The organism is Pseudarthrobacter woesei (assembly GCF_055412745.1).
Genome location: NZ_JBVAYU010000016.1, coordinates 1 through 12,369, shown reverse-complemented (window position 1 = coordinate 12,369; position 12,369 = coordinate 1). Strand labels below are relative to the sequence as shown.

The 12,369-nt window shown below is 64.3% G+C and carries 10 protein-coding genes and 1 pseudogene; 9 read left to right on the top strand and 2 right to left on the bottom strand.

Annotated features, from left to right (window positions below; genetic code table 11):
* Nucleotides 1-6: 6 nt before the first annotated feature.
* From ACZYZE_RS17045 to ACZYZE_RS17005, 9 genes and pseudogenes are all read left to right on the top strand, one after another.
* Complete coding sequence (locus ACZYZE_RS17045; RefSeq protein WP_463909062.1) at nt 7-1,167, top strand: mandelate racemase/muconate lactonizing enzyme family protein; 1,161 nt, start codon at nt 7-9, stop codon at nt 1,165-1,167.
* A gap of 62 nt (nt 1,168-1,229) precedes the next feature.
* Nucleotides 1,230-1,688, top strand: coding sequence for a VOC family protein (locus ACZYZE_RS17040; protein WP_024368561.1), 459 nt, complete (start codon nt 1,230-1,232; stop codon nt 1,686-1,688).
* Nucleotides 1,689-1,696: 8 nt separating this feature from the next.
* Nucleotides 1,697-2,713 (top strand): cyclase family protein, encoded by a 1,017-nt coding sequence (locus ACZYZE_RS17035; RefSeq protein WP_463909060.1) that lies wholly within the window; start codon nt 1,697-1,699, stop codon nt 2,711-2,713.
* A gap of 25 nt (nt 2,714-2,738) precedes the next feature.
* Entirely contained in the window at nt 2,739-3,494 is a 756-nt protein-coding gene (locus ACZYZE_RS17030; RefSeq protein WP_463909059.1) for an SDR family NAD(P)-dependent oxidoreductase, read from the top strand.
* 274 nt (nt 3,495-3,768) lie between these two features.
* The gene (locus ACZYZE_RS17025; protein ID WP_463909057.1) at nt 3,769-4,746 is read left to right on the top strand and encodes an NAD(P)H-dependent flavin oxidoreductase; all 978 of its coding nucleotides are present in this window, start codon (nt 3,769-3,771) and stop codon (nt 4,744-4,746) included.
* 126 nt (nt 4,747-4,872) lie between these two features.
* Nucleotides 4,873-5,991 (top strand): zinc-dependent alcohol dehydrogenase, encoded by a 1,119-nt coding sequence (locus ACZYZE_RS17020; RefSeq protein ID WP_463909055.1) that lies wholly within the window; start codon nt 4,873-4,875, stop codon nt 5,989-5,991.
* A gap of 281 nt (nt 5,992-6,272) precedes the next feature.
* A complete protein-coding gene (locus ACZYZE_RS17015) occupies nt 6,273-7,526 on the top strand; it encodes a thiolase family protein (protein WP_463909053.1) in 1,254 nt (417 codons plus the stop codon).
* 3 nt (nt 7,527-7,529) lie between these two features.
* Nucleotides 7,530-8,189 carry a 3-oxoacid CoA-transferase subunit A gene (locus ACZYZE_RS17010; protein WP_463909051.1) on the top strand — a complete coding sequence of 220 codons (660 nt, stop codon included), beginning with the start codon at nt 7,530-7,532 and terminating at the stop codon, nt 8,187-8,189.
* A gap of 1 nt (nt 8,190) precedes the next feature.
* Nucleotides 8,191-8,871, top strand: a pseudogene (locus ACZYZE_RS17005) (3-oxoacid CoA-transferase subunit B).
* Between the two features lie 71 nt (nt 8,872-8,942).
* Here ACZYZE_RS17005 and ACZYZE_RS17000 read toward each other — a convergent pair.
* Together ACZYZE_RS17000 and ACZYZE_RS16995 are read right to left on the bottom strand one after the other, a co-directional pair.
* A complete protein-coding gene (locus tag ACZYZE_RS17000; RefSeq protein ID WP_463909050.1) occupies nt 8,943-9,674 on the bottom strand; it encodes a lytic transglycosylase domain-containing protein in 732 nt (243 codons plus the stop codon).
* A gap of 299 nt (nt 9,675-9,973) precedes the next feature.
* Nucleotides 9,974-11,005, bottom strand: coding sequence for an NADPH:quinone reductase (locus tag ACZYZE_RS16995; protein WP_463909048.1), 1,032 nt, complete (start codon nt 11,003-11,005; stop codon nt 9,974-9,976).
* Between the last annotated feature and the right edge of the window lie 1,364 nt (nt 11,006-12,369).

Sequence of the window (12,369 nt, the reverse complement as noted above, 5' to 3'; positions counted from 1 at the left end):
GAGACTTTGCCTGTTCAAACAGCCACCCATACAGCGACTCCGGGCCATGAGCCGTCAACGGCGGCACGCATCCTCGACGTACGCACCGTGCCGTATGCGATCCCCTATCGCAAACCGCTTCGGTTCGCGAGCGGATCGATCGACCTTGCAGACAACGTTCTCGTGGAGATCGTCACCAGCGACGGGGTAGTCGGAATCGCCGAAGCACCCCCGCGCCCCTACACCTACGGTGAGACGCAAGCGTCGATCGTCGCCGTGATCGAGCAGATCTTCGCACCCGCCATCATCGGACTCTCAATCCTCGACCGCGAACAGGTCCGGTCACGGCTCGCACGGACAGTCGGAAACCCCACCGCCAAAGCCGCAATCGACATGGCCATGTGGGACGCATGGGGCAAGACGATCGGAACCCCGGTCCACAGCCTTCTGGGAGGCTTCACCGACCAGCTCCAGGTCAGCCACATGCTGGGATTCGATGATCCCGAGGTCGTGGCCGCCGAGGCCATCCAACTGCGCGAGACGCTCGGCATCTCGAGCTTCAAAATCAAGGTCGGACGCCGGCCCATCCCCCTGGACGTGGCCGTCTGCAAAGCCGTCCGCGAAGCCCTGGGGCCCGAGGCCGAACTGTACATCGACGGGAACCGCGGATGGACAGCAGCGGAATCCGCCCTTGCGGTCCGTCAGCTCGAAGACGTGGGTCTCAGCCGCGTCGAAGAACTCTGCCCCGCCGATGACGTACTGGGCAGACGCTGGCTCGTCTCGCAATGCCCAATCCCGTTCGTCGCCGACGAGAGCGCTCCGACGCCCGCAGACGTCACCCGCGAAATCCTCTCGGGTGCAGCGACCGCAGTGAGCATTAAGACAGCCCGGACAGGATTCTCCGACTCGCTCCGTGTCTCCCACCTTGCCGAGGGTCTCGGGATCGATGCAGTCATCGGTAACCAGATCGACGCGCACCTCGGCACCGTCTGCTCGCTCGTGTTCGGCGCATCCCAAGAGATCACCTCACGCTCCGCCGCGGAACTGTCCAACTACCTGGACATGGCCGACGGACTACTCCAGGAACCACTCCTGATCGAGAATGGGCACATGCGTGTCCCTGACGGGCCCGGCCTCGGCGTCCGACTCGATCCGGAGAAGGTTGCCCGCTACCGCGTGGACCTCTGACACCGTTCAAAAACCCGCACTTCCAATCCCAACCCATCAATCAATCAATCAAAGGATCCATAATGGTTTACCTCCGTCTTCACCACGTCAATGTCACCTCCGATGACATGTCGCTGCTGACCGACTTCTACGGAAAGGCCCTGGGACTGAACCAACTCCCCTCACCTGCGATGATCGCGACGTCCAAGAACGCGGACAAGGACATCGACGGCGACGCCGAGTGGGACTCCGCCGCAAAGTTCTTCGACGCCGGCGACCCCAATGAGCTTCAGATCCACGCCACCCAGCGCCAGCCATATCTGGCGGCGCAGGAAGGGCATTCTGTCAACCCGCTCATCGGGGGGCACTTCGCATTCCGGACCGATGACATTGAGGCGATCAAGGCGCGTTTGACCGAGCACAACATCCCGTTCGACGACTGGGGCATCTGGTCGGTCGAGGGCTGGCACCAGATCTTCTTCACCGACCCCGCCGGCAACATGATCGAGATCCACCAGGTCATGACCGAGGGCGAATCCTGAACCAGCCGATGACGACTCCTCAAGCCTTTCCGCATACCTCAGGGTGTGAGTTCCCCCGGTTCGACCTGCTGCTCGATCGCCCCGGGCGGCTGCGGGGAACGGCGTGGGGCCTGTGGGGCCCGGCAGATGAGCTCGGCACGCTCAACCACCTCACTCCCGAACGCGTGCTCGCCGCACGCGGGAGCATCGTGACAGGCGACGTCGTCCCGCTCAACCTTCCGTTAACCGAGTTCGACCCGCCGATCATCGCCCACCGCGGATCAATTGAACACACCGTGTTCGGTTTGAATGACTTTCACCGCGATGACCGAATCGACAACCTGTTCCTGCAGGCGTCCACGCAGATCGATGGGCTTCGGCACTTCGGGCACCCGGACCGCGGTTTCTACGGCGACGCCGATCCCACGCGGCTGGTTGCCGGGCAACCCGACCTCGGCATCCAGGCGGTCGCGCAACGCGGGATTGCAGGAAGAGGATTACTCATCGATGTGGGCGCCTACCGCGAGGTGGTCGGCCGTCCCATCGACCAGACACGAAACGAACAAATTCCCGTCGAGGACCTTGACGCGACGCTCGAGTGGCAAGGGAGTTCGATCCATCCCGGCGACATCATCATGATCCGCACCGGATGGCTGAAGTACTTCCGGCAGGGCCCTGATCGTTCCGATGGTGTCCTTCGCTCGCCGGGCCTTCGCCAGTCGGAAGACACGGCGGCCTGGCTTTGGGATCACCAGGTCTCGGTGGCGGCGTCGGACAACATCGCGCTCGAGGCTTGGCCGGCGACAGATTCGAACGTCACCGTCGACGCAGAACTCACCGGTACGATGCCGAAATCCAGCCACAGCGGGATGCTGCACCGCATCCTCATCCCGCTGCTGGGACTCACCATCGGTGAACTTTGGGTACTCGACGAACTTGCCGCTGCCTGCACCCTGCGTGGACGGTACGACGTATTCCTCACCGCACAGCCGCTGAACCTGTTAGGTGGCGTCGGCAGCCCCGCCAACGCAATGGCAATCCTCTAAGAACTGAACATCAGGAGCACGTAACGTGAATCAACCCCACTTATTGAAAGCCGAAGCTGTCCTCATCACCGGTGGCGCATCGGGCATCGGCCTGACTTGCGCACGCCAGGCTGCGGCCAGAGGTGCCCGGGTAGCCATCGTCGATATCAACCCCACGGCCGCCGCAGAAGCAGTAGCGACGCTGGATGGAGACGGACACCTCGCAATTGCCGCCGATGTGACCGACGCCGACGCCATGCGGCGCGCCGCCGACCAATTTGCCGAAGGGGGAAGCTTGACGGGCGTCGTCGCCGCCGCCGGCATAGTCAGCCGGTCACCGTTGCTCGACATCGATGTCGCCGAATTCCGGCGGGTGCTCGACATTAATGTGATCGGGGTCCAGAACACGATTTCCGCCGCGGGGCCGCACCTCATCCGCTCCGGCGCCTTGGGAAGCGTGGTCGTCCTGGGCAGCGCCGCCGCATTCACCGGAGGCGGCCTGATGGGAAACGGCGCCTACGCCACCTCTAAAGCCGCTCTCATCGGACTTGTTCGCGGATACGCCCGCGAACTCGCCCCCCACCGTGTACGCGTGAACATGGTCGCCCCCGGCGCGACAGAAACCCCCATGACCGATGTCCTGAGCGACACTGATCGCGACCGGATCGCCGGAATGTCGCTCCTGGGACGTCTCTCAAGGCCGGAGGAAATTGCCGCAGCCATCGCCTTCCTGCTCACGCCGGACGTCGGCACCATCACTGGACAGATCCTCCACGTCAACGGTGGGGTGGTCTTCGGCTGAAACACAGCCCCCTCCCACGCGAAGTCGGAGATCCACAAAATCAGCTCTATCTGCGCTGAGGGCAGATGAACAGACCCAAGCCAACTAGTGTACGGAGCGACTGAATGTCCAAGTTCTCTACAACCGCCGTCCACGTCCAGTGGTCCGCCCCCATGTGGTCGCGGAGCCGAGGCGTGATTGCCTTCGCGCGTCATGCCATGGTGCGTGAGGGTTTGGTAGGGCCCGCCCTCGGTGCTCAGCAGATCCAGTTCACCATCGCGAAAGACAACGGGTCATGAAAACACGGGTCACGCAGATTCTCGGAATCGAGCATCCCGTGGTGCAGGGCGGCATGCAGTGGGTTGCAACGGCTGAACTTGCCGCCGCCGTCTCCAACGCCGGTGCGCTCGGCATAGTCAGCGCCCTGACCACCGGCTCACCAGAGAATCTGGCACGTGAAATCAGGCACGGCCGGGAACTGACTGACCGACCGTTTGGAGTGAACCTGACCTTATTGCCGTCCATCAACCCTCCCCCGTATGACGAATACCGGGACGTGATCGTCGGGGAAAGAGTGCCGGTGGTGGAAACAGCCGGCAACAACCCGGCTCCGTTCGTCGATATTTTCAAAGCCCACGGGATCACAACCATTCACAAATGCACCAGTGTGCGGCATGCCCTGAAGGCCGAGTCGCTGGGGGTGGACATCGTCAGCATCGACGGTTTCGAATGCGCCGGCCATCCGGGCGAAGACGATGTTCCCGGCCTGGTCCTGATTCCCGCGGCGACCGCCCGGCTCCGGATCCCCGTATTGGCTTCCGGCGGCATCGCCGACGGGCGCGGCCTGGTCGCGGCTCTCGCGCTCGGAGCGGAAGGAATCAGCATGGGGACGCGGTTCATGTGCACCCGGGAATCCCCGATTCATCAGCACATCAAGGACGCGATTGTTTCGGCAAGCGAATTGGACACCGAGCTCATCTTCCGGCCACTTCGCAATACTTCGCGCGTGGCGAGCAATTCGGTCAGCCGCGAGGCCGTGGAGGTCCTGGCCAAAGGCAGCCTATTCGAGGACGTCAAGGAATTGGTGGCCGGTGCCCGAGGTAGACGAGTTTATACCGAGGGCGATCCCGAGTCAGGTGTCTGGACCGTTGGTATGGTCCAGGGGCTGATCCACGACGTGCCAGGCTGCTCGAAGTTGGTGGCCAGGATTGTCCAGGAGGCCGAAGAACTGATCGAATCCCGCTTGGGCACGGGGATGGCCGCCCGCGCATGACACCTGGCGGTCACCACAGAAGGCACCGGCGTCGTAGCGAGGATCGACGATGAAGAACCGGGCTTCTACCGAGCCGACGGCGGCACCTCCTTTCACAGCAACATCCCCAACAGACAGGTTTTGACAATGACGTCCCTTCAAGAACCCGAGACAGAAGCCGCCCACGCAGGCAGCACCATGTGTGCCGTGGTCAAGACAAGGCCCGAAAGCGGGATCGAATTCGTCACCGCCTATCCCGAACCGCAAGTCTCCGCAGGTAAGGTGAAAATTCAAATCGCTGCAGCCTCGGTCTGCGGAACCGACCGCGCACTCTACGAGTATTCGTCCATGGCGCAGGCATTTAACCTCAAGATCCCCGTCGTTCTGGGGCATGAGTGCGCCGGCACCATCATTGAAGTCGGCTCAGGTGTCGAATCCCTCAACGTTGGCGACAAGGTAGCGCTCGAGTCCCACGTCGCCTGCTGGGACTGCTACCCCTGCCGAACCGGTGACGCCCACAATTGCCTAAACATGGAACTGCTCGGTCTACATTTGGACGGCGGCTTTGCCGAGCGGCTCGTAGTACCGGCCACGGCCTGCTTCAAGCTGCCCGAAGACTTCCCGCTGGAACAGGGTGCCCTGCTCGAGCCGGCCGGGGTCGCCATGCACGCCATCCAACGATCCAAGATCGACCTCGCCGGGGCTGACGTAGTCATCAGCGGCGGAGGGCCCGTCGGACTATTCATCGCTGCAATTGCCGGCGCCGTAGGTGCCGCCAACGTAGTCGTAGTGGAACCGAACGCCTACCGCAGAGGTCTCATCGAAGCCCTCGGCGCAACAGCCCTTGCCCCCGAAGATGATGTCGTGGGGACGTGTAGGAAGCTTTCGGGGGACAAGATTGGTTTTGACGTCGCCTTCGAAGCTTCAGGAGTGCCGGCCGCTCTGCCGCCGCTCCTTGAAGCCCTCCGCCGGGAGGCGACGGTAGTCGCCGTGGGTATTCCAGGAAGGCCGATTGAATTGGACGTCGCAGCGTACCTGATCAAGAAGGGGCTGACTTTCACGGGCAGCTTCGGGCGCGCTCTCTGGGGAACGTGGGAGCAGATCGCTGAACTTGTCGCTAGCGGCAAACTGGACCTTTCCAATTTCGTCACCCACCGCCTTCCACTTTCCGCTCTCGACGAAGCCATCGAACTCCTCTCCCAGGACTCCTGCAAGATTCTGCTCATTCCGACCCTTCCCAACCGCCCGGGGAACGACTACCAGTAGGTTGGCAATAGCCGATTCGTACCGTCCCGACCGTGACTGCATTGGGAACTGCCCGGCAGGCATGGGTCAGTCACATGATTTCAAGGACGACTCATAACGTGGCGCAGCTTCTCCCCGATGCCAATACGGGGATTTGTTGATCTTGATGAACCGGCTCTGTGCTTCACTTTGTGGCCATATGCCCAGTTACGCGTACGGAACTGTCCTCGACATCTTCGGCCGACGCAACATCCGAAAAACCCTTCCCGGACCTGAAACGGCCGGTAGAACAACGAGGAAGTATGAATCACGCATTTATTTACGATGCCGTCAGGACCCTGTTCGGGAAGTTCGGCGGCGGGCTCGCCGGGGTCCGCCCGGATGACCTCGCGGCCCATGTGATCGGCGAGGCCGTGAGGCGCGCCCCGAAGCTCGATGTGGAGCGGATCGATGAGGTGGTGTTCGGCAACGCCAACGGCGCGGGCGAGGAAAACCGGAACATCGCCCGGATGGGCACGCTCCTGGCCGGTCTGCCGGTCTCGATCCCGGGCACCACGGTGAACCGGCTCTGCGGGTCCTCCCTGGACGCCGCGATCATCGCGTCCCGGCAGATCAACACCGGCGACGCCGAGCTCATGCTGGTCGGCGGCGCCGAATCCATGTCCCGCGCTCCCTGGGTGCTGCCCAAGACGGAGAAGCCCTACCCGGCCGGAGACATGACCCTGGTCTCCACCACGCTGGGCTGGCGCCTGGTCAACAAGGCCATGCGCCCGGACTGGACCGTGTCCCTGGGCGAGGCCACCGAACGGCTCCGCGAAAAGTACGGGATCACCCGGCAGGCGCAGGACGGGTTCTCCGCCACCTCCCACAACCTGGCCGCCGCGGCCTGGGACGAGGGCTTCTACGACAACCTCGTCACCCCGGTCCCGGGCACGGACCTGGTCCGCGACGAGGGCATCCGCGCCGGCTCCTCGTCCGAGAAGCTCGCCGGGCTCAAGACCGTGTTCCGGACCGGGGACGGCACCGTCACCGCCGGGAACGCCTCCCCGCTCTCGGACGGCGCGTCCGCGGCCTGGCTGGAATCCGAGGACGCCGCCGGGATCCTGGGCCTGGAACCGCTGGCCCGCATCGCCGGCCGCGGCGCGCACGCGAACGATCCCCAGTTCTTCGGCTACGCCCCCGTGGAGGCCGCGAACAAGGCCCTCGCGAAGGCCGGCATCGGCTGGGACCAGGTGGGCGCCGTCGAACTCAACGAGGCCTTCGCCGCTCAGTCCCTGGCCTGCATCAACGCCTGGGGCATCGACCCCGCGATAGTGAACCGGCACGGCGGCGCCATCGCCATGGGCCACCCGCTGGGCGCGTCCGGCGGGCGCATCCTGGGCACCCTGGCCCGGTCCCTGCAGGCCTCCGGGCAGCGCTGGGGCGTCGCCGCGATCTGCATCGGCGTCGGCCAGGGCCTCGCCGTCGTCCTCGAAAACGTCACGGCAACCGCCGCCCCGGCAACGACTCGGCCGGCAACAACTCAGCCGGCACAAACAGCGACAGTAAAGGGTTAGGACATGCTGAACTTCGTAGACAGCGTCGGCGAGGCTGTCGCCGGCATCAAGGACGGGTCCACCGTCATGATCGGGGGCTTCGGCAACGCCGGCCAGCCGTTCGAACTCATCGACGCGCTGATGGACTGCGGCGCCACGGACCTCACCGTGGTCAACAACAACGCCGGCCAGGGCGACAAGGGCCTCGCGCTGCTGATCAAGGAAGGCCGGGTGAAGAAGATGATCTGCTCCTTCCCGCGGCAGCCCGACTCCTGGCACTTCGACGCGAAGTTCCGCGCCGGCGAGATCGAGCTGGAACTCGTCCCGCAGGGCAACCTGGCCGAACGGATCCGCGCCGCGGGCGCCGGGATCGGCGGCTTCTTCACCCCCACCGGCTACGGCACCATGCTGGCCGAAGGCAAGGAAACCCGCATCCTCGACGGCCGCGGCCAGGTCTTCGAGACCCCCATCCACGCCGACGTCGCCCTCATCAAGGCGCTCACCGCCGACGGCAAGGGCAACCTCGTCTACCGCAAGACCGCCCGGAACTTCGGCCCGATCATGGCCGCCGCGGCCAAACACACCGTGGCCCAGGTCTCCGAGATCGTCCCCACGGGAGGCCTTGATCCGGAGATCATCGTGACCCCCGGAATCTACGTCAACAGCATTGTGAAGGTGGCCTGAGATGAACAGCCAGTCCAACAGCCACGCGGGACTTCAGACATCCGACAAGCCGCTGGGCCGCGATGACCTGGCCCGCCTCGTGGCCCGGGACATCACGCCCGGCTCCTTCGTGAACCTCGGCATCGGCCAGCCCACCCTGGTCTCCAACTACCTCGAGCCGGAGCAGAACATCACGCTCCACACCGAGAACGGGATGCTCGGCATGGGCCCGGAAGCCACCGGGGACCAGATCGACGGGGACCTCATCAACGCCGGCAAGATCCCGGTCACCGAACTCCCCGGCGCGTCCTACTTCCACCACGCCGACTCCTTCGCGATCATGCGCGGCGGGCACCTGGACATCTGCGTGCTCGGGGCCTTCCAGGTCTCCGCCACCGGCGATCTCGCCAACTGGCACACCGGCGCGCCGGACGCGATCCCGGCCGTCGGCGGCGCCATGGACCTCGCCACCGGGGCCAAGGACGTCTTCGTGATGATGACCCTCCTGACCCGCGAGGGCGTCTCCAAGCTCGTCGAGACCTGCACGTACCCGCTGACAGGCATCGGCTGCGTGACCCGGGTCTAAACGGACAAGGCCGTCTTCCTCACCGGACCCAACGGCGTGCAGGTCCGCGAGACCTTCGGCTGCACGCTCGAGGAACTCCAGGCCACGGTTCCCGTGCCGCTCACGGCCGCCGATTGACTGCGCTTGAAGCACCTCGTGGATTCACCGGGACCCTGGCGTTCACCGCCATGGGCCTTCAGCCCGTGGACTCATTCGGCGGTGCCCGCCTTCGCGGCGTAGGCGGTGGCTTGGGTCCGCACCTGGCGAATGTAGGGATCGGACTGGTTGTAGGAGTAGATGGCGTCGGTCCATCCTTGGGCGGTTGAGAGGTCACGGCCGTGGGCGCACAGATAGGTCGCCGCGCTGAGGGCGGCGTCGTCGATATTGAACGGGTCCGCCGTTCCGTCCCCGTTCCCGTCCCGCCCTGCAAGCTGCCAGGTGGAGGGAATGAACTGCATGGGTCCGACGGCGTGGTCCCAGCGGGCGTCGCCGTCCAGGACACCCGCATCCGTGTCGGCGATGGCGGCGAATCCGGCGCCATCGAGACTCGGGCCCACAATGGGGCCGCTCGACTGCCCTGCGGTGTTAAGGCTGCCGCCCCCGTAAGTTCCGTGCGCGGATTCTACGAAGCCGACAGCTGCCACGGTGTTCCAACCGATCCCACAAATTAGAGCGGAATCGTTGGCCGTGGCTGCAGCAGCAACATAGGCCCGGAGCGCGCGGGCAGGGATTCCGGTCTGCGCGGCAGCCCGGATGAGCCACTGGGCATCCGGGCTCGGGGTCACGTTCACGGCGGTGGTGATGCCGGTGGACAACATTTCAAGTTTCGCCCCCGCCCGCGGAGGAGCAGAAAGGGCCCCTCGGGCGTCTGCGCCGGGCTGCCGGGCTGCCCAGAACGAGAACGCGGTGATGACGCCAACCGCGAACAGGCTGAAAACCATAAGGCGTTTTAGACGGAGCACGGACTAATCAAACCATCCAAGCTCCGTTACCGGTCGACGAAACGGTTCTCATCGGATCACGGAGGCCGTCGGGTCGGTCGCAGGTGCGTTGGCCGGCCACGCGGACCTGACACCAAACGCTCCATGGCATGCCATCGGAGGCTAGGTTCCAAGGTCCTCTGCGCTTCACGTGGGCCTTCAGTACCGGGCTACCGGTCCGCAGGCCGGACTGCTCGGCCGGCCCAGCGCCGCGGCTGTACGGCGTGATTGCCATCGCGAGGCTCCCGAGGCGTTATCGGCTAGCTCGCTGACACATCGATCAGCACCTTGCCGACGATGCTCCTTTCCACCGCCGTGTGGGCTGCAGCCGTGTCAGCCAGGTCAAAGCGGTGCAGCGGCAGGCCTGCGGCCTCTCCCACCGGAAGGGCGCCGTCGGCGATGGCCGCATTGATGTCCTCGGCGGCGGCGTGCACCGCCGCCATGCCAACGGTGTAGAGCAACACGAACTGGTAGCGGACGTTGAGGCTGAAGTGCCTGCGCACGTCCAGGGTCACCTGATCGCCGCCGTTGTTGGCGTAGACCGCGACGGAACCGCGGTTGCGGATCACAGCCAGGTCGAGTTCCGCGTTATGCGCGGGTGCCACCTCCACGATCTGGTCGACGCCGCCGGGAGCGATCCGGCGGATCTCCGCGGCCGCGTGGGATTCCCGGTAATTGATGACGTGATCGGCGCCGGCGGCCGTGACCAGCGCAGCCTTCGCCGGTCCGCTCACGGTCGTGATCACAACGGCGCCAGCCCACTTGGCGAGCTGGATCGCCGCATGGCCCACCGCGCCGGCCCCTCCAGCAACGAGAACCACCTTGCCGTCCAAGGCTCCCGGGTGCAGCCGCCGCGGGCCGTCCTCGGCGATGGTCAGGGCCCGGTGGGCAGTGATCGCGGGAACGCCCAGGCTTGCGCCGAGGTCGAACCCGGCATTCTCCGGCAGCGGAAAGATCCGCTCGGCCGACAGGACGGCGAACTCCTGCGCTGTCCCGCCGTCGGCGCGCTGGTAGGCGGCCAAGGCCACCCATACCCTGTCACCGACGCGGAGGTGCTCGACGCCGGGTCCGACGGCGTCCACCATTCCGGCGCCGTCCTGGTTCGGCACGACCTCCGCGAAGGGCAAGGGCTCGCCCGGTCTGGCGCCGCGACGCGACTTCCAGTCGGTGGGGTTCACCGCAGAGACCATGATCCGCACACGCACCTCCCCGAGCCCCGGGTCGCGGATCTCGCGGTCGACGAGTTCGAGAACAGACGGATCACCCGTGGCACGGTACACGATTGCTTTCATACTCAGACCCAACGCCGGCCCGGACCGAAAATTCCCGCCGCGTGCCGGACCAGACGTGGCCAAAGGTCCCTCCTGGACGTCGAAACCACCACGTCAGGTGCGTGAGGAGCAGCAGGAGCTAGAGCTCGAAATTGCTGCAGCCCGCCGGATATCTTGTGACAGAAAATCCACTATGAGCGTTTGAAAAGCCCCGGAGACAAGGGGTGTTGGCGCCGGCTGCATCCAATTTCACGGACAGTGAAGGAGCCAGACAGCAATCCCGATGGCGGACCAGCTCGTTTGAGAAGTACTACTGATGTAAGACACGTCAGCTCAGCGAGCCCATGATCAGCTCCGGATCAGTTGACATGTCATGCTGTTCGTCCCGCATTCCTGCATGAAAAGGTATCAGAGCGGCAATTCCGGACCGGCCGCAACCCAGGCCATATCTAAAGAACGATCAGCAAGTCATGTTGTAGGCGGCCCTGGCCACCATGAAGTGGTGAACGCGAGAAACCCAACGGAAGGACGAACAAGGATGAACACCCAGAACGCACCCCGCAGGGCGGTACCCGATCTGCAGTAGAGAGCCGCTCCCCCACACAACCGAATAGGTCTGTCCGGGACCCCACACACCCGGAACATCAGATCAGAGGCGAGAGTGTGGACACTGTCCACATGAAAAAAGCACTAAAAAGCCCCTGACCTGCGGAAACACTGTGCCCGAGGTGGGACTCGAACCGTGTTCCAGCCCTTGCAAACACTGGACTCCCGCCGAAACATCCCGAATCCGGGCCAGTCCGGCACCGGTACGGCCCAGTCCTTGACCCAAAGTGCGGACACTGTCCATACCCCCCTTCTCCCCACCGAAGGCCTCCCCTAGCACCAAACAGCCGCACCCTGCATCGACAGGATGCGGCGCTTCTTTTGCCCTGAAGAACTTGATCTTGCTGGAGAACTACAACCGCGGCTTCAACCGGGTCCTGCCCGCGGCTGAAACTGCGATTCATCAACCGGCGAGCCGCGAAGTGGGCTCAACTCAGACTGTAGAATCGGTCCCCACTCAAACTGCCATAATCAAAAATGGTGGCTTTCCAGATGCTCGCTACGGCCGAGACGACAGCAACCTCTGTATTTACTATCTGCTGTTCGTCATCGTTGCTGTGCCATGTGGCCTGCCGTCCCGCCGCGACGCAAGGCGGACCCGCTCGGACCCCTGAGGACTACGGAGCCCGCTGGCAGAGACGGCAAGAGGACCGGGAGTGTCTGAATAACGGTGGATCCGTGGTTGGCCTGACACGCCAGGCCGTGCCTGGCGGGGAGGACCGATTATGAGCGAAACACTGGATCCCATGGCGACTGATGTGGATCAGCAAGAGTTGGCG

What these genes read in the sequence shown, in the direction of transcription:
- ACZYZE_RS17025 (WP_463909057.1), top strand. Translation starts at nt 3,769, where the DNA reads ATGAAAACACGGGTCACGCAGATTCTCGGAATCGAGCATCCCGTGGTG.
- ACZYZE_RS17020 (WP_463909055.1), top strand. Translation starts at nt 4,873, where the DNA reads ATGACGTCCCTTCAAGAACCCGAGACAGAAGCCGCCCACGCAGGCAGC.
- ACZYZE_RS17035 (WP_463909060.1), top strand. Translation starts at nt 1,697, where the DNA reads ATGACGACTCCTCAAGCCTTTCCGCATACCTCAGGGTGTGAGTTCCCC.
- ACZYZE_RS17015 (WP_463909053.1), top strand. Translation starts at nt 6,273, where the DNA reads ATGAATCACGCATTTATTTACGATGCCGTCAGGACCCTGTTCGGGAAG.
- ACZYZE_RS17000 (WP_463909050.1), bottom strand. Translation starts at nt 9,674, where the DNA reads ATGGTTTTCAGCCTGTTCGCGGTTGGCGTCATCACCGCGTTCTCGTTC.
- ACZYZE_RS17010 (WP_463909051.1), top strand. Translation starts at nt 7,530, where the DNA reads ATGCTGAACTTCGTAGACAGCGTCGGCGAGGCTGTCGCCGGCATCAAG.
- ACZYZE_RS16995 (WP_463909048.1), bottom strand. Translation starts at nt 11,005, where the DNA reads ATGAAAGCAATCGTGTACCGTGCCACGGGTGATCCGTCTGTTCTCGAA.
- ACZYZE_RS17040 (WP_024368561.1), top strand. Translation starts at nt 1,230, where the DNA reads ATGGTTTACCTCCGTCTTCACCACGTCAATGTCACCTCCGATGACATG.